The organism is Desulfosediminicola sp., assembly GCF_048381775.1.
Taxonomy (GTDB): Bacteria; Desulfobacterota; Desulfobulbia; order Desulfobulbales; family Desulfocapsaceae; genus Desulfopila; species Desulfopila ganghwensis.
This window is the reverse complement of record NZ_JBLXGE010000010.1, coordinates 225,463-242,783: the sequence shown is the minus strand read 5'-3', so window position 1 is coordinate 242,783 and position 17,321 is coordinate 225,463. Positions and strand designations below refer to the sequence as shown.

Here is a 17,321-nt window from a genome sequence, read left to right as displayed (position 1 = left end):
CTTATTCGATATTCCGCAGTTACTAAGCCAATGCCTCAGCGTATTTTAAAGTTTGCTGAGGATGAGGGGTAATCAGATATATTTATATTCAAAAATTATAAAAAATTGGCATAACCAGGCGTTAGTAGGGACGCGCAAAAGGCGCGCGCCCCACAACTTCACGTTAAGTGTTCAAAGGAAAATATGTTCGACAAAAATAAAGAGTATACAAGAACAGAAATCCAAAATAGTGTTGGCGGAGAATTGCAAAACTATCTGCCATCGAAGAATAATATAATATTGGCAGGATGTTTTAATAAAAAAATGAATCCTGATTGCCCTTATGAAATCCAAGCAGGAAATAAACCTGGTGTTAAAAGAAAGGCAGAAAAGCTGATTTCTCAACCAGAAACAATATTTCCTGTTTTTGTAAAAGATAGTAATGAATGCAAAAAGTACAATTTCGTAGGTTACTTCCGTTGCATAGGTGGCTCTAATCGAAAAGAAAATATTATGAAGGCTGAGAAGAAATCAGGTAGACATGGTGAGTTAGCTTATGTATTTCAATTAGAAAAAGTAAAGGTAAAATAAATATGATTCCCCACAATCTCTCTGATCAACATTATATGTCTGCAGCAGATCAAGTGGACCGTAGGGGTGTTCCAAAAGGAAGATGTTCTGTTCATTATGACCTTTTACTTGAAGGCAAAAGATATCCGCCTAAGTATATTATTTCTCTGGCTGCAAAATTCGCCTCAGGAGATGAATATCCTTCAGATAATTTTAATGCTGTAGAGGCCAAAAATTACTTTATAAGAAGAGGCTATACGATAATTGATCGTCGCCTAGAGGCTGAAGAAACTATTGTAAATGAAGATGATGAGTCAGCTTCGCCAGAGGGAAGAAAAACATTCCGAATTCACAGAAAACTTGAACGAGATGGCACTATACCTAAAAAGGCTAAAGTGAAAAGATTGGCCGAAACTGGTAAACTTGAATGTGATGTTTGCAGTTTAAATTTTCAAGAAATTTATGGTTCAATTGGCACTGGTTTTATTGAAGCGCATCACAAAATACCCGTTTCAAAACTTGATGGTAATGAAAAAACAAAAATTAGCGATTTAGCTTTGGTTTGTTCTAACTGTCACAGAATGCTCCATAGAGCTAATCCCCCGTTAACTATAAAATCTCTTAAAAAGAAAATAAATAAAATCACTTAACAAAGCGTTTAAGAGGGACCCCAAAAGGTTACGGTATTTTCAATATTCAATCTTTGATGGTATTTCTCTATATCAAGTAGCGATATACTAGCAACTTTTGGTGCCCCTTAACTCCACGTTATGTGATCAGTACAGTACATGGAATCAACCAGATCATTAAAAATGAAATTAGTCAAACATTCTAAATGGTTGTTTTTAAGCTGCTCTTTACTAGGCATTTTTTGGTATTTCTATCCATGTATCTTGTTTGTTTGGCTATGGCATTTCAACTATAATGATGAATTTCGTAGTTATGTTAACTGTGTGCCAGAAGAACAATATGTTAATACAGTATTCCGCAATCCTGATACGTATGAAAAATTTTATGATGTCAAAATTAATTTGTTTGAATTTGGAGCAGATCAAATAGAGAGAAGTGAGAAGATAATTCAGCTAAAAATGCCGAAAGGTAAAGCTATTATATTTCATACTCCCTACCTATTGCAAGGCTCACAAAAAACTATAGCAGGGCAGTCTATAAATTACTTTGATCTCCAGGATCGTTTAAATATTATTAACCAGACATCAGGCGACATTTCCATCTTTAACAACAGGAACAGAAATGTAGAAATTCTTCAAAATATAATCTTGAAATCGATTGGAATAACCAAGGGTGGTTATAGTAAAATCTTATTAGTAAAAAATGATTATTTTGATACAATTTGTAAAATATCCATAAAATCTGATAATGGATATATGTGCTTTGTATACATTTTTCAAGATGATATTGAGTTGCCTGTAAGTGTTGTAATGAAAGATTATGAAAATGTTAATGAAGTTGAAAATGACTTAATTAAATTAATTCGTTTGTTTAAAGCGTAAAAAAAACAAAGGTAACATAACAATTCGTTAGAGAGGGACGCGCAAAAGGCGCGCGCCCCTCAACTCCACGTTGGGCAATCAAAACCATGTCAGATATTTTTGTTCTAGATTTAGAAAATGCTATAAAGCAAAGAGATTCAATAGCGGCTATTTCTATTTTTCAAAATGCACTATCAAACAACTCTAGTAAGTCCATAAATCAAGTTAGAAAAAAGGGGCTTTTTCGAGCTTCAAAATATGAATTTAGAGCAGAAGTGATTGCAGACGTTGTTAAAAGCGCACTTCAAATGCAAGCTACAATATCTCTTAAAGAAGAAGAAATAGTTTATCTTGAATCTGTACTTTCTCTAGTACATTTCGCATTTACAGCTCGAAGTGTCTTTAAAAAGCTATATAGAAGTATTTCTATAAACGATTTAAAATCTTTTATAATTTCCGTAGAACTATTGTTTTGGGAAGGCAATGTAGAGAACGGGTCAACTGTTAAAACAACCCACAAAGATTGGTCTGCAGAGGAATTATCCGAAGCTTTTTCTTATTATTATTATTTGTTTAGCAATAAGTTTGATTCATTTGAGTTAAATCAAACACGTATAGACACCAAAGCTATCAAGAAAGGAGTTTATCTTAATACACTTTCTGACTTGTCTAAATTGCTATATTTAAAAAAATGCGAGTTGATGGTTGATAATTTTAATTACATTGCCAGAAGAAACAAATCGGAAGTATATATTGAATCACCAAATGTAATATTTGAGAAATCTAGAAAAATTGGATATATTAATAGTGAAATCCAAATGATTGGAGATTATTACAAAAGTCTATCTCAACAAACAGGGGTTTCAATATTCGACTTTTCAAAAAAATTTTCCAGAAGACTGAAGGATAAAATATTTAAAATAGAAACTCATCCTGTAAAACGTATAGTGATGAGCATTCCTATCATAGACTTATTTAAAGGGATGATTACGCAAGACTCACTATTTAATGAAGAAATGGCAGAGTTATCTGCTCACTCAAAAGAACTTTTGATTTCAGAAGACCAAATCCTAACTGTAAATATCTACAACAATTTGACAATCCTAGATATTGTTAAATTCCAAAGGTTTATACGATTACTACACTGGAGCTTTGAAACCTTTATTGATGATTGTGATTTACGAGAGTCAAATTTGCTATTGGAATCTATAATACCTGTCTTCAGCAGTCTTGAGTTTAAAAACATACTGGAAGAGTTGTTTGGAAAAGAGAAGTCTGAATCTTTAATTGAATTATTATCTTGGGATTCAACTTCAGATCAAATCTTTGATCTTCAATATAGTCCTATCATCAATATTGGCAAATGGTCAGTTACTCCATTAGCATTAATAGCAAAGTCGAATTTAGTTCGAAATGCTTTACAAACAACTCGTTTTCGCTTTGATTCTGAATCTGATGTTGATCCTGTAGGGCTAGTATTGTCCGAAAGTTTAAAGCGCCAGTCATCAATAGTTTATAGAGATTTGAAGTATAAATGGAAAAACCAAAATGGAGACATTGACGTTCTAGCGATTATTGATAACTCCCTCTTTATTTTTGAATGCAAAAACTCATTGCATCCGTGTTCTCCTTTCGAACTTCGAACAAGTTATGATTATATCAAGAAGGCGAGCAATCAATTAACCAGAATTCAAGAATTATTAACTAACCCTAAATTCAGATCTTATTTGAGTGGCCTGATTGACGGTGTCGATCTTGAAGATGTTAAGGTGACAACTTGTATTGCGATGGGTAACAGAATGTTCTCAGGTTGGCAGGAGAGTGGTCATAAAGTAAGACCGATACACGAGTTATGTAATATTATTGACGAAGGAAGTATTGGTCTCAGTCGCATAAAAGGTGATAATACCCATAAAAAAGTGGAAACTATTAAAATTTGGAAAAGCAACAAATTCGCTCCACAAGATTTGACTGATTATATTATTTCCGATTCCCTTTATGCCCCTAGATTTGAAAGTATGGTAGAAATTGATTCAGGAGTTAAACTGAAAAAGAAAAAACTAATAAGAAAAACTTACGCGCTAGATAACTACAAACTCTACAAAATGTACACAGAATCATTCGCTTCTGAAAAATTATCGATTTGATCATTAAATATTAGCCCAACAAAACGCTACACACGGACGCGGAGATCCGCGCCGGTGAGCTTACCGTTAAATATTAACAGCTAATTCAGTTATTCGTTATGAAAAAAGTACTAATTATAATACCTACTCTATTACTTTTGTCTGGTTGTGCAAGCATGTCTCCAATTGAGAAAGCAAATGAAAGTGAGTCTCATTTAAAAAATGCTGTATACAAGGGACAAGATTTCTATCAAAATGAAGATAGTATACCTGGAGAAAAATATAGAATATTTCATCAAGCATCCACTGGGTTTAGCGGGACATCTGGCATTAGGAGGGCAGCAACTGCTAGAGCAAATGAATTTTGTCAAAATATAGACTCTACAAAAAAAATGCTAACCATTTCCGAACATACTGCGAAGCCTCCATATGTAATGGGGAACTTCCCTCGAATCGAAATAATATTTGCATGTGTTGATAAAAATCATTCAAATACAATATCAAATTATTCAAAAAACGATAAATACGATGATTTAAAGAAATTAAAAGAATTGCTAGACGTTGGGGCTTTAACTAAAAATGAATTCGAAGCAGAAAAAAGAAAAATATTAGAATAAAAATTATTTAACAAATCATTAAACGCGGACAACCTTAAGCTCGGGGTAATGAAACGAATTGGCATAATGAAAGCCTTGGTAGATTCATTGTCCATTATCCTAACGTCGGTTGGCTTAGAGGAAATAGGCAATGGCTTTTGGCGTGTTTACATTCGACAAAACTTTTAGGCTACTTGAACTAAAAAACATATGCTGGGAATGTATGGGTTAGGCTGATTGAAGAGGAACAATGTGTAAATGATGATGTGACGCAGCTGTACATATACGTCCAACAATGGGACTGGTAATGACGCGTAATAATTATATGAAAACATAACGGATATTTCAATGTGCGTTGTCTTTTTTAAGACAGGCACTCAACTAAACCTGACATTATTGTGTGTACATGAAAAGGAGCGAGAAATGAATGAATTGGTAAAAATAATATTTGCTATTATCCTTCCACCTCTTGGAGTATTTTTTCAAGTTGGTATAGGGAAACATTTCTGGATAAATATACTATTGACTTTGCTTGGATATATTCCGGGTATAGTTCATGCCGTCTGGGTGGTGGCAAAAAATAAATAGCTATATTGTAGAAAAGTCTGAGAATGAAAAAATCACCCACATAACGATTCAAGCGTAGTTCACCCTTCCTGTGGATTGTGAGGGTGAACTATGTGTATCAGTCAACAGAAAGGCACCCGCCATGAGACTGGTATGTATAGGTACTGACACGAACCGAATGTGAGAACATCGAAAGCAGTATGGTCAGGATCACCTTGAATATCTTGAAAAACATTTACAAGAGATTGTTATTGCTGACGGTCCTCGTGATGAAGATGGTGGTAAATATGTTGGTGGTTTGTGGGTGCTTGAAGTCGAGCATTTTGCAAGAGCTCAGGAACTTGTGGAAAATCATCAGTATTATTAAGCAGGATTTCGCTCATATTGCCTGAAGGGGTGGGACAAGGCGTTTGCGGAACCAGTGTACTGTATGATTTGACCCAAAATTGCAATTCTCCGACAGACCCCTCGTCGGTGTTGCCTCTCAAACAAAAGTAGACACAACAATTTGCAGAGGTTACACCGATATAGGCCAAGTTGATCACAGGTAAACCACTTGTATCCCAGGGTTGACCGAGCTCTGTAATCTATCATACACACTTTTTAAAGGTTTCCATGAAAATAGCATTAGGTACAGACCACGCAGGATTTCATTTAAAGGAGACTATAAAGAAATACCTGCTAAACAGCGGATATGAGGTTTATGACTTTGGTGCGCACGATGACAAGTCTTCTGATTATCCGGATTATTGCAGACCTGCAGCGGAGAGTGTGGCCAGATGCCAGTGTGATCTGGGGATAGTCTTTGGTGGCAGTGGCAACGGTGAGGCAATGGTGGCCAATAAAGTTCAGGGCATACGATGTGGGTTGTGTTGGAATGTGGAGAGTGCCAGACTGACCAAGGAACATAATAATGCGAATATGATTTCTATTGGCGCTCGTATGGTGGAAGAGGGCGAAGCTATAGAGATTGTCAGGACCTGGTTGATTTCGCAATTTCAAGGAGGCAGGCATTTGCTGAGAATAAAGAAAATTGAGTCAGTGAGTCAGTGACTCACTGATATCATGATCTCGGAACGGTACCGATATCCGCCAGTCGGGTTGTTATTCTCAACCTGGGTGGTGTGGCCCATGCTGGATAACAAATCTTTCCTTTTTCAGCCGGGAGACAGATTTGTTTTCACCGGGCTGTGTGAAAAAAAAAAATAGTTCCTTCAGTGCAGAAGTAATTCTTTCCCACGTAACCAAGTATTGAGCCTGGCCGGAGTTCACAGGGGTAAATCGAATATGGCAAAGCCTGTCTTTTTGTTCCTGTAGACAAAACTCTATTGTGCGACCTTGATAAAAGATGCTAGGATTAGTCTCTATCTATTTGAATTCGCATAATATGATGTTGTCATGGCATGAGGTTCAGAGTGTACACTCGCTCCAGTCCCGTGGTTCATAAGGTTCTGCCAGACAGAAATACCATCGTTAGTCCGAAATTTGTACCAGTTCAGACAAACAATACAATGTTTATGGGAAATGCAGGTTGGAGGGTAAAATACCTATGTTCAGGTTGATCTGTGGTACCGAGTCCACCTGGTCATTACGGGCTTGGATGTGTGCACATCTGGTGGGGGTTCAGTTTGAAGAACAGGTAATTCAACTGGGTGCTCCCGGTTATAAGGTCGAGCTACGGAAACATTCTGAGACAGGTTTGGTACCGGTACTTGATACCGTTGAAATACAAATACATGACTCCCTGGCTATTGGTGAGTACCTGAACGAGCTGTCGGGCGGGATATTGTACCCGGTAGACCGTCGGGAAAGGGCCAGAGCCAGAAGCCTATGTGCTGAACTGCACTCCGGATTTCCTGTTCTCAGAGAGGGATGTCCATTTTCTTCCGCAGGTAAGGGGATAATGCGCCAATCAGCAGGGATGGAGCGGGAACTCCTACGACTGGAAGCCATTTTCACCGGGGCCAGATTGCCATTTATGTTTGACAGGGCCGGGATGGTGGATGTGTTTTATGCTATCATGGCCTATCGACTCGAAGGTTATAATATTTCTCTACCGGGGAAGGCTGGGGAATATCAGCAGAGTCTGTTGGACTGGGACATGCTGAAGGCGGCGATAGCCAGGGCAAGAGGCTGGAAAAATATGGCCTGACGGTAGCCCGTTGACAGTCAGCTTTGTTGGGCTCAAGAGTCACATTAAAGGCAGATTTTTTCCAACAGCAGGTTGGTGGTGACGTTTTTACCAGGGAACAATCATAATCCTCTGGTACTATTTATGAATCTGACAAACGGCAAAAGCCAGCGTAACTTTCTATACATCGTATTGGCGATTTTCATATTATTCCTTTAACTTTCTTTAATGTGCTGTTTCGCAGAAAACTCATGATGTTTGTAGTAACAGCCGGTAATGCACCCTGATTAAAAGGGTATGGTCCGAAAACACATTTCCCGGGAGGTACCTATGCTGAACGTTACCGATTTGGCGAGTGAAAAGTTGGTTGAGTATATGCAGGCAAATAATATCAGCTCAAGTTTGCGCGTGTTTATGTCACAGGGCGGTTGTGCAGGACCGGCTTTGGTTCTGGCGCTCGATGAGATGAAAAAGGAAGATCAGATATTTAATCAGGGCGGGCTTGTTTTTCTGGTTGATAGCAGCCTTCTCGATATGTGCGGCACAATTACTGTTGATTACATTACTGCTGCATCTCAATCAGGCTTCAGTGTTCGTTCAACCAATCCATTGCCGGGAGGCGGTGGTGGCTGCAACTCCGGTTCCTGCGGATCTGAAGGGTGTGGTTGTTGATTTGTGAACGTTAGGCGAATGCGGATTAGCAGGACAACATTTCCTGTATTGACCTAGAAGCATCAGGACCACCTTACAGGCTGGTTCTGGTGCTTTTTTTATGGGCTGGCTGAAAGGGTGAGACACATATCACAGAGTGAGGAGCCCGGTAAATCTTTCATTAAGCGGCAACAGTAGTGGATTACCTTGAATTACGTCTTTCGGTGTGATCAGTCCAATGGACAAGAAATAAAAAAAGTGTGGTTGAGTTCGTTCTTCAGGTTAATCTGGTGTCTCGTTCAGCTGGCAAGCAGCGTTTTGCTCATTTTGAGAGCCTGGCTGCCTTCTTTCAAGTTCACGGGCGGATGACAGGGCAGAAGCTATCAGTCCGGTAGGTACCGAAACAATTCCCAGGCCGACCATCAATACGAAAAAGGTAAAGACCTTACCTCCTGCGGTGATCGGGTAAACATCTCCATAGCCAACTGTGGTGAGTGTTGCCACAGCCCACCACAAACTATGAAATACAGAGGCAAACTCCTCCGGCTGCGCTTCGTTCTCGAAATAGTAAATCCCAACAGCAGCGAAAAAAATCGCCATACCAGCTACCACGGAGAAAAGGAGCAGCTCTTCCCTGGCTATTTTCAGGGCACTGTGCAACCGTTGAATAGCCCTGGAGTACCTGAGTAGCTTGAAGGCGCGAAACAGTCGCATCAGTCGCAGGATTCGTATTGCTCTCAGGTCGACTGTCGTAGCAAGGTAAAAAGGCAGAATAGCGAAAAGATCAATTAATCCATAAAAGCTGAAAATGAATCGGAGCTTTTTGTCAGCAACATATATTCTTGCCACATATTCTGCGGTAAAAATGAAAATACTGATCAGCTCAATAATTTTCAGTAACTCCCTCGTCTCAGGCGTGATATCAGGGAGTGTTGCTGCTGCGAATGAGACGAGCGAGAGGACAATGGTGAACTGGATGAACAGATCAAAATTACGACCGTGCCTGGATTCGTTTTCCTCAATAATCTGCTTGAATTTCATGGGGCGGTTTTTGGGCTTGCAATGAAAGATGGCGGATGTCCTGGGTGCAGTGTTGGGTAAAGCGCGTCAAAATATAGTGTTGATTGTGAAAATGCAAGTGATTAACCGCTGCGGAAACGACGAACGGGTCGTCAAGGAGGATTGACAGGCTATGCCGTCGATAGAAGGTGGTAGGCAACAGGCCGGTTTTCCTGTCAGGAGTTCTGGCCTGTCGAGGTGTTGATATATGATTTTCTCAGGTTATTATGCGATTAAAGCTGACAGCTCTTTGGAAAAACGATCAGGTTGTCAACTTCGGGCTGGATTCCGATCCTTTCGCCAATCCTGTGGTCATGATGGCTGGAAACCAGTGCCTGGCATTTCTCTCCCGACGCGAGTTGCAACAGGTAGACAATGTTGGGGCCACGAAAGGATTTTTTTAAAATCGTAGCTTTAAGGCAATTATCTTCAATATGAAGAATATCCTCAGGGCGGATCAACAGATCAACGCTGCAACCGGGTTCGCAGGGAATAGAGAAATGACCTTCAAGCGGGCCCAATGCTGTTTGAATTTTCCCGGTTGAAGTGACTTTGCCGTCTATAAGCGTTCCTTCCCCTACAAACCTGGCCACCTCAAGGCTTGCGGGTTTGTGATAGATTGAGTGGGCATTATCCCATTGCTGCATGGTCCCGTCAAAGAGTACCCCTATTTTATCGGCAACTGAAAACGCTTCGTGCTGGTTATGGGTGACTAGCAGTGCGGTTGTCCCAAGTTTCTTGAGGATATCACGAACTTCAACTGTTAGCCGTTCTCGAAGTAATGCATCAAGATTTGAGAATGGTTCGTCAAGCAGCAGTAATTCCGGTTTTGGTGCGAGTGCCCGGGCCAGTGCGACGCGCTGTTGCTGGCCGCCAGAGATTTCGTGAGGGTAATTGTTTGCCACCTCTTCGAGTCCGACAAGGGTGAGTAATTCACCGACTCGTTTGTGACGTTCATTCCTTGGCATTTTGTTGATGCCGAAGCCGACATTGTCACTGACAGAGAGATGAGGAAACAGAGCATAATCCTGAAAAACCATACCGATAGAACGATTTTCCGGTGCTTCGTTTCGGGTGCTGCTGGAAACGATTGTGCTGTCAATACAGACAGTACCACTCTGGATTGACTCAAAACCTGCAATCACGCGTAAGAGTGTTGTTTTTCCGCAGCCACTTGGCCCGAGCAAGCAACCGATCTCACCTTTTTGCAATGAAAAGGAGATATTCCTGGCAACCTGCTTGTTTCCGAAAGATTTGCAGACCTGTTCCACCGACAGGAGCGGGTGATTGTTTTTCATAATTACTTCTCCGATTGACGAATGAGCAGTATTACCGGGATGATCGAGGCGAAGATCAGATAAAGTGCGGGAAGAGCCGCACGTTCCCATTCTGCTTCACTGGTCAGTTCATATATTTTCACAGCCAGAGTGTCCCAGCCGAAAGGTCGGGTCATGAGAGTAATTGGCATCTCCTTGACCACATCGACTATAACCAGAATAAATCCGGTTAGAATTCCTTTTTTCAAGAGGGGGAGATGGACTGATGAGATAAGTTTAAATCCCCTGACGCCGTATATTGAGGCGGCCTCATCCAGGCTTGGGCTGATGGCCTGCATGGAACTGTCTATGGAGCCAAATCCAGGAGCCATAAAGCGAATCATATACGCCAGAAGCATTACCAGCAGGGTACCATGCAGGATAGGGCCTGTTTCGATGGTAAACATCACCTCCATCAGATTTTGCAGATGATTATCCAGCCAGGCGATTGGCAGAAAAATACCCACCGCAAGCACAGTCCCGGGCAGGGCATAGCCTATGGTAGCGAACTTACAGAGTAAGCTGTTTGCTCTGGTTGGTGATGTCCTCTTTACATAGGAGAGCAGCAATGCCGCACTACAGGTAAGCAGGGCGGCGACTATACCAAGCAGTAGAGTTCGGCTAACCTCAGAGTTGTAATTGGGCAGACTGTTATTACCGGCAGCTTCTATAACCCATATAATCAGTTGCAGAACAGGTAGAATGAAGGCAACGGCAACGATGAAGAAGCAAAAGAGGGTTGCAGTCACAGCTCTTGCTCCGGTGAGCCTGATCCGGGTCTGGGCGCTGCCCCCTCTGGCACTGCCATGGTAGCGCATGCGTGAGCGGTAGAGCGCTTCAACAAGTACCAGCATCATAGCGAACAGGACCAGTATTGAGGCCAGCTGTGCTGCCGCTTGAATGGAGAAGAAACCAAACCAGGCCTTGTAGATTGCGGTGGTAAAGGTGTCGAAGTTGAAGATAGAGACGGCGCCAAAGTCAGCAAGCGTTTCCATCAGCACCAGGGCAAGTCCGCTGGCGATCCAGGGGCGAGCCATGGGCAGGGCGACTCTGAAGAAGGCGGCCCATGGGCTCAGTCCAAGGGTCCTTGCTGCTTCCATCAGCTTATTGCCCTGACTCATAAAGGCGGAGCGGCTGAGCAGGTAGACGTATGGATAGAGGGTGAGGCTCATTACCAGTACGATAAATGGCGTTGTTCGTACTTCGATAATTGTTCGCTCAAAGCCGGGCAGCGTTCTCAGCAGGGTTTGAAAGGGGCCGGTAAAATCCATAACACCCACAAAGATAAAGGCCATTACGTAGGCGGGTATGGCCATGGGCAGGGTGAGCGCCCAGGTAAAAAATGAACGCCCGGGAAATGAGCAGGCACCGGTGAGCCAGCCCAGTGAAACTCCGAGCAGGGTGGTGCAGATCATGACCCCGCTGCAGAGCCAGAAGGTGTTGGTGAGCAGCGAGGCAAGGACAGTCTGGCCCAGATGGGCCCATATCTCTTTTTCCGGATGCAGGAGTGAGGCAAAAATGACTGCGACCGGAACAGCAACAAGAGCGGCCAGAAGGCAGGCAGCAAGCTGCCAGCCGTCCGGCCGGAAGGTACGGAACGTTAAGAGGAGGTGTGGTTTTGTCATTACGGATGCGACTATTTATATTGAGCTCTATCCATCAATTTGATCGCATCTGTCTGCAATTCGCCGTAGACAGAAATGTTCAGCGGATTACCTTTGAAGCTGCCCCAGCTCTGAACCAGCGGTTCAAGGGCGACAGAATCATTAACAGGATATTCCATGTTCAGGCCGGCAAAATCGACCTGGGCTTCAGGGCCGGAAAGCCATTCGAGCAGCTTGATTGCCTCGCCCTTGTTTTTGGCATGGGCGGTGAGGCCAGCGCCACTCACATTCATGTGAACGCCATCTGTTTTCTGGTTTGGCCAGAATATCGCCAGCGGAAGTTCAGGTTTCTGCTTCATCAGGCGACCGAGGTAATAGGTGTTTACAATTGTCGCGTCACCGATGCCTGCCGCAACGGCTTCAAGCGCTTTGGTATCGTTGGAAAAAGGTGCAGTAGCCAGGTTGCTTACCCAACCCTCGACAATGGTCTCAGCTTTCTCTTCTCCATGGCTTGCGATAAGGGAGGCTACCAGGGACTGGTTGTAAACTTTTTTCGAGGTACGCAGCACCAACCTGCCTTTCCAGTTTTCGTCGGCGAGCCCTTCATAACTTTCGAGTTTATCGGCAACATCTGCGTTGGTGTTGTAGACGATGGTTCTGGCACGTACCGACAGTCCGAACCATCTGTTTTCAGGATCGCGCAGATTGGCAGGAACATTAGTGTTTAACTCTTCAGACTCAAGGGATTGGAGTACACCTGATTCTGCAGCTTGCCAGAGGTTGCCGGCATCTACTGTAAGGTATATATCTGCAGGGGTTCGCGTCCCTTCGGCTTTAAGCTTTTCCAGCAGAACACCAGCGTCGTCGGTGATATATTTCACCTTTACCCCGGTCTTTTCCGTGTACTTTTCAAAAATTGGTTTGATCAGGTGTTCATTGCGGGCGGAGTAGACAACGATTTCATCCTGGGCAAGTGCGTTGGCTGCAGGAAGAACCATGCTCATTGCCAAACCTGCGAGAAGTGCTTTGATTTTCATCTGTAATCCTCTTTGGTAGAAAAATGTACAATATGTTAGAGATAGTCAATTAGCCTCTTAGGCTTACATGTTAAATTTCGGGGAGACTAAAATATTAAGCAAGACCTGTCAATGGCAATTTTAAGGGGCACCTAAAAACATATGTGAGACAGGTGGTCACCTTTGTTCGTTATTGTAGGTATTCCGAATTGTTACAGGCTGTTCTTTTTTAGTTACGATTTTTGTCTGGAGGTGGGAGCTGGCCATCTTTTTTGAGCAGCCAGATGCAGATCGGTATCAGGGCGAGTTCCATGAAAATATAGAGCACAAACAGTGGTGAGGGGGGGCCATCGATAACTACGCTCAGTATCCTGCCGGCGACGAGTCCCCCACAGAATATTGCCAGAATGACGATCCCGATATCACGGTATCTATCAGAAAAAGCAGCATAGAGCCAAAATAGCCCGAGTGCGATGTAGAGCATCATTACCGCTCGTAAAATATGGGTTTGATCTATACTGGCAGGTTCTGAAGCTGTAGAGAAAGTAGTCAGAAACCAGCTGGGTGAGATGCCGTAGAGCATACCGATGATAAGGATGGTACCAAAAGCCAGAATAAGCAGGGCCTTCTTTAATTGCATGTGTTCCTCATAGGGGAGAGCGAGGGGGGAGCCAGGCAATCCTTTTTGATTTCAAACTTATTATATGCGAGTTCAAATCATTTGCCAAAAAGCCGAACAGAGGCTGGTGTGTTGGGCCTGCTGTTGGCTGCTTGGATGAAGAATGGTGTTGACTATTGGGCTGATTTACCAATAATGTGCTGCTCGTTTGTGATGAATTTGTATATCGAGCAAGAGAAGGGAAAGAGTAACAGACACGAGCAAGGACAGATTCAATGTACAGTTTTAAAAATGATTACAGTGAAGGCGCCCACCCGGAAATTCTCCAAGCTCTGGTCGAGAGCAATCTCAGCCAGGAGGAAGGATATGGGTTGGACTGCCATACAGAGCGGGCGATTGCGCTGTTGAGGAGTCAGGTAGCGGATGAAAACGCTGATATTCATCTGCTCTCAGGTGGCACCCAGACGAACCTGATCGCTATCAGCTCATTTCTTCGACCGCATGAGGCGTGTATCTGCGCCAGATCGGGACACATCGCCACCCACGAAACGGGGGCCATTGAGGCGACCGGGCATAAGCTGCTGGCGGTAGACGCACCGAATGGCAAGCTGACCAGACAGATGATCGAGCCGGTACTTTTTGAACACCACTTTGAGCATATGGTGAAACCGCGGCTGGTCTATATCTCTAATCCTACTGAGATTGGCACAATTTACTCAAAAAAAGAACTGGCCGAACTGCAGCGTTTCTGTCTGGAAAATGAACTGCTGCTCTATGTGGATGGTGCCCGTCTGGGTACGGCTCTGGTGGCTGATGGTGGCCTTACCATGGCTGATATGTATCAGTTGACGGACGCCTTTTTTGTAGGTGGCACCAAGACAGGTGCTTTGCTTGGCGAAGCGCTTGTTGTGCGCAATCCTGATCTTCGCCGCGACCTCCGCTACCTGATCAAGCAACGTGGCGGTTTGCTTGCCAAAGGCCGGGTGCTTGGCGTCCAGTTTGAGGAGCTGTTTAAAGATAATCTTTACTTTGAACTATCGGCCCACGCCAATGAGATGGCGCAGCTTATGGTACGGGAGTTGTCTCAGGCTGGTTGCAGGTTCTGGATCGAATCTCCAACCAACCAGATCTTTCCTATTTTCGAGAATAAGGTAATCGACCAGTTGTCCGGGGATTTTGAGTTTTATGTCTGGGCCAGGATAGATGAGGCAAGTTCTGCAGTGCGCCTGGTGACTTCATGGGCAACTCCGAGGGAAGCTGTCGTCAAATTTATTGAGGCGTACAGAGAGGCAGTGGCGAATTGAGGAAATATGTTATCCAAAGGTTATGCCATGATGGGGTAACCTTCACACTCTACTGATTGCTTTATCTGGCCCGATTCTTGACATCAAGACCCTCCCAAATTAGTTTAATATTTAATTATTACTTTTGGGGGGATGATGAAACACAGGGTGAAAGGTAAAAAAGCAGATCTGCAGACACTGAGCACCTATGTGAAACTGGCCAGAGCCTCGGACACGGTTACCGCCGTCACACACAAACATCTTGCCAGGGAAAATCTTACTATATCGCAGTTTGGCGTGCTGGAAGCTTTGTACCACCTGGGATCAATGTGCCAGAAAGATGTGGCTCGAAAAATCCTGAAGACCACGGCCAATATTACCACTGTTATCGATAATCTGGAAAAACGCGGCTTGGTTGAGAGGGTGCGTAGCACCGAGGATCGCAGATATATCAGCCTGCACATCACTCCCGACGGTGCAGAGTTGGTTGAGAGGATCTTCCCTGTTCACTTGCGGGGAATCGTCGAGAGTTTCAGGGTATTGACAGCAGAGGAGCAGGCCCAGCTGGCAGAACTTTGCAAAAAACTCGGTCTGGCGCAAAAGGTGTAAATCTTTTGCTGCGCTACGGTTCAATGGGATACGGTTGAAATCTTTTCTGGCAAGATAACGTTGTTGCGTTAAAATATTCGGCCTGGGCCTCGCTGTGTGGCTAAGAGTACCCCGGCACTGAAGAGAGTAAGGTAGTGAACACATTTCCTTTTCAATTACCGCTCCAGCCAGCGTCATCCGGGCGGCCGGGATCAGGTAACCTCAACCTTTACCCCACCGGTGATCTGCTGCAGATAATCGGGGCTCAGGGGCACACCGGTGGCATTAGTGCCAGCCGCAGGATAGACAGTTTCATACTTGTCGAGCGATATGTCCAGCAGGATCTCCAGCTCAGCTTCTGCCAGCCCGAACGGGCACACTCCGCCGGGTAGAAATCCGGTAACATCATTTGTTTCATCGGCAGTTGCCATCCTGTGTTTGGCGCCGGTTGCCCGCTTGAGTGCTCCGCTGTTAATCTTCTTGTCGCCAGCAGCCACGACCAGCCTGAAGGTGTTATCTTTACCTTTGAAAAGGATCGATTTCGCAATTTGGCCAACGGGAACTCCTATCCGTTGGGCAGCCATTTCTGCGGTGGGTGTTGAACCGGGTTCGAATTCGAGTGCGGCAAGATTATGGTTCTCAAGAAATGCACGTACTTTATCTGGGATATTACTCATCGCTACTTTTCGTCCTGTGTCAGTTTGCAGGTAATAATATGAATAATCAAAACTTTAGAGTTTTCAGAGAAGCCCCGGGTCGGCAAGAGAGAAGAGTCTTTGGTCTGAAAGATACTGTTTCTCCCAGGCTGTGAGGGCTGCGCTGGCTACGACATTATCTCATTATCGTTTCTAAACGTCACTAAGCAGAACCAGAGAGGATGCTGGTTCTGTCCCCTCTGGTTGCAACCAATTATTTCACCTTGCTGAGGTGAGCCTTCTGGTTTTCAAGATAGCTGTCGGTAAAGATATAGAAAATCAGAATTGTGGTGACAAAGTTAATGATCAGCTCAATTGCTTTGGTAATAAATTCTGAAGCCTTGTCGGGTGACACACCGGGCTCGAGAGGCTGGAAAAACATGATCTGAAAGAAGCCTGAGACGATAAATGACAGCATCATCACTATCACAATTTTGTGAACATAGCCTGTGGTATAGCGAAAGCTGGTTGCGATTGCCCCAAGAGTACTTTTGCCATCCAGTACAATGAGGTAGTCGGCAAATGTTGCCTTAATGGCAATATAGAAGAAGATGAAAGTGCTAAATGACAGGGCAAAGGCGTTTTGCGAAGAAAACTGTTCTCCGGCAAAAAGCCACGGCATCAAGGGAATAGACAGCAGGAGGTAGAGAAGCAGTATGGCCGGGGTGTACGCTACTCCGGCCAGTAATGCCTGTTGAACCGAGGTTGGCTGATTATAGCTTCGCGCTGAGATATAGCGGATCAGCGAGGCAGAAATAAAAGCATTGGCCAGAACCTCGGCAAAAAATACCATTAAGGCTCCTGCGGTGCCGGGCAGCATTGAAGATAAGGTGATCAGAGCTGCGAAGATAAGCGCTGGTGGCAGCGCCAGTTGTACGAGATCGGAAATGTTCTCGCTTATAAACGTAAAGGATTTCTGAAATATCTCTTTCATGGAATACCGGTTAAAGTCTTGGAGTTAATGTTTCTGGTTGATGGAATATACAGTTATTTGCAGGGACTTCAAACTGTAACCAGGAAATATTGGCTGC

At 43.7% G+C, this 17,321-nt stretch carries 18 protein-coding genes and 1 pseudogene; 12 read left to right on the top strand and 7 right to left on the bottom strand.

The genetic code is table 11. The annotated features are described in order from the left end of the window. Nucleotides 1–183: 183 nt before the first annotated feature. The 10 genes and pseudogenes from ACN5NT_RS17035 (at nucleotide 184) to ACN5NT_RS16990 (ending at nucleotide 8,131) form a co-directional block, all read left to right on the top strand. Entirely contained in the window at nucleotides 184–570 is a 387-nt protein-coding gene (locus ACN5NT_RS17035; RefSeq protein WP_419176221.1) for a hypothetical protein, read from the top strand. Between the two features lie 2 nt (nucleotides 571–572). Then, the gene (locus tag ACN5NT_RS17030) at nucleotides 573–1,199 is read left to right on the top strand and encodes an HNH endonuclease (protein WP_419176220.1); all 627 of its coding nucleotides are present in this window, start codon (nucleotides 573–575) and stop codon (nucleotides 1,197–1,199) included. Nucleotides 1,200–1,361: 162 nt separating this feature from the next. After that, on the top strand, nucleotides 1,362–2,060 hold the full coding sequence (locus ACN5NT_RS17025; protein WP_419176219.1) for a hypothetical protein: 699 nt from the start codon (nucleotides 1,362–1,364) through the stop codon (nucleotides 2,058–2,060). Nucleotides 2,061–2,146: 86 nt separating this feature from the next. Further along, on the top strand, nucleotides 2,147–4,186 hold the full coding sequence (locus ACN5NT_RS17020; protein ID WP_419176218.1) for a hypothetical protein: 2,040 nt from the start codon (nucleotides 2,147–2,149) through the stop codon (nucleotides 4,184–4,186). 98 nt (nucleotides 4,187–4,284) lie between these two features. Further along, nucleotides 4,285–4,782, top strand: coding sequence for an SHOCT domain-containing protein (locus tag ACN5NT_RS17015; RefSeq protein ID WP_419176217.1), 498 nt, complete (start codon nucleotides 4,285–4,287; stop codon nucleotides 4,780–4,782). 402 nt (nucleotides 4,783–5,184) lie between these two features. Then, a complete protein-coding gene (locus tag ACN5NT_RS17010; RefSeq protein ID WP_419176216.1) occupies nucleotides 5,185–5,349 on the top strand; it encodes a YqaE/Pmp3 family membrane protein in 165 nt (54 codons plus the stop codon). 178 nt (nucleotides 5,350–5,527) lie between these two features. After that, a pseudogene (locus ACN5NT_RS17005) lies at nucleotides 5,528–5,695 on the top strand (YciI family protein); the annotation flags it as partial. 248 nt (nucleotides 5,696–5,943) lie between these two features. Then, nucleotides 5,944–6,381: a ribose 5-phosphate isomerase B gene (gene rpiB, locus ACN5NT_RS17000; RefSeq protein WP_419176215.1), complete on the top strand. Its 438-nt coding sequence runs from the start codon at nucleotides 5,944–5,946 to the stop codon at nucleotides 6,379–6,381. A 496-nt stretch (nucleotides 6,382–6,877) separates the two neighbouring features. Further along, the gene (locus ACN5NT_RS16995; RefSeq protein ID WP_419176214.1) at nucleotides 6,878–7,480 is read left to right on the top strand and encodes a glutathione S-transferase N-terminal domain-containing protein; all 603 of its coding nucleotides are present in this window, start codon (nucleotides 6,878–6,880) and stop codon (nucleotides 7,478–7,480) included. A 309-nt stretch (nucleotides 7,481–7,789) separates the two neighbouring features. Beyond that, nucleotides 7,790–8,131 carry an IscA/HesB family protein gene (locus ACN5NT_RS16990; RefSeq protein WP_136798149.1) on the top strand — a complete coding sequence of 114 codons (342 nt, stop codon included), beginning with the start codon at nucleotides 7,790–7,792 and terminating at the stop codon, nucleotides 8,129–8,131. Between the two features lie 261 nt (nucleotides 8,132–8,392). Here ACN5NT_RS16990 and ACN5NT_RS16985 read toward each other — a convergent pair whose 3' ends face one another. From ACN5NT_RS16985 to ACN5NT_RS16965, 5 genes are all read right to left on the bottom strand, one after another. Further along, nucleotides 8,393–9,151 (bottom strand): ion transporter, encoded by a 759-nt coding sequence (locus ACN5NT_RS16985; RefSeq protein WP_419176213.1) that lies wholly within the window; start codon nucleotides 9,149–9,151, stop codon nucleotides 8,393–8,395. Between the two features lie 251 nt (nucleotides 9,152–9,402). After that, nucleotides 9,403–10,467: an ABC transporter ATP-binding protein gene (locus ACN5NT_RS16980; RefSeq protein WP_419176212.1), complete on the bottom strand. Its 1,065-nt coding sequence runs from the start codon at nucleotides 10,465–10,467 to the stop codon at nucleotides 9,403–9,405. Nucleotides 10,468–10,469: 2 nt separating this feature from the next. Next, on the bottom strand, nucleotides 10,470–12,110 hold the full coding sequence (locus ACN5NT_RS16975; RefSeq protein ID WP_419176211.1) for an ABC transporter permease: 1,641 nt from the start codon (nucleotides 12,108–12,110) through the stop codon (nucleotides 10,470–10,472). An 11-nt stretch (nucleotides 12,111–12,121) separates the two neighbouring features. Then, the gene (locus tag ACN5NT_RS16970; protein ID WP_419176210.1) at nucleotides 12,122–13,126 is read right to left on the bottom strand and encodes an extracellular solute-binding protein; all 1,005 of its coding nucleotides are present in this window, start codon (nucleotides 13,124–13,126) and stop codon (nucleotides 12,122–12,124) included. A gap of 208 nt (nucleotides 13,127–13,334) precedes the next feature. Continuing rightward, entirely contained in the window at nucleotides 13,335–13,745 is a 411-nt protein-coding gene (locus ACN5NT_RS16965) for a DUF4345 domain-containing protein (RefSeq protein WP_136798154.1), read from the bottom strand. A 254-nt stretch (nucleotides 13,746–13,999) separates the two neighbouring features. On the opposite strand from ACN5NT_RS16965, the gene ACN5NT_RS16960 reads away from it, so the two are divergent. Together ACN5NT_RS16960 and ACN5NT_RS16955 are read left to right on the top strand one after the other, a co-directional pair. Then, nucleotides 14,000–15,028 (top strand): threonine aldolase family protein, encoded by a 1,029-nt coding sequence (locus tag ACN5NT_RS16960; RefSeq protein ID WP_419176209.1) that lies wholly within the window; start codon nucleotides 14,000–14,002, stop codon nucleotides 15,026–15,028. 132 nt (nucleotides 15,029–15,160) lie between these two features. Continuing rightward, nucleotides 15,161–15,616 carry a MarR family winged helix-turn-helix transcriptional regulator gene (locus ACN5NT_RS16955; RefSeq protein WP_217907698.1) on the top strand — a complete coding sequence of 152 codons (456 nt, stop codon included), beginning with the start codon at nucleotides 15,161–15,163 and terminating at the stop codon, nucleotides 15,614–15,616. Between the two features lie 191 nt (nucleotides 15,617–15,807). Here the strand turns inward: ACN5NT_RS16955 and ACN5NT_RS16950 are convergent, their stop codons facing one another. After that, a complete protein-coding gene (locus tag ACN5NT_RS16950; RefSeq protein ID WP_136798156.1) occupies nucleotides 15,808–16,272 on the bottom strand; it encodes a YbaK/EbsC family protein in 465 nt (154 codons plus the stop codon). Between the two features lie 232 nt (nucleotides 16,273–16,504). Beyond that, the gene (locus ACN5NT_RS16945; protein WP_419176208.1) at nucleotides 16,505–17,224 is read right to left on the bottom strand and encodes a hypothetical protein; all 720 of its coding nucleotides are present in this window, start codon (nucleotides 17,222–17,224) and stop codon (nucleotides 16,505–16,507) included. Between the last annotated feature and the right edge of the window lie 97 nt (nucleotides 17,225–17,321).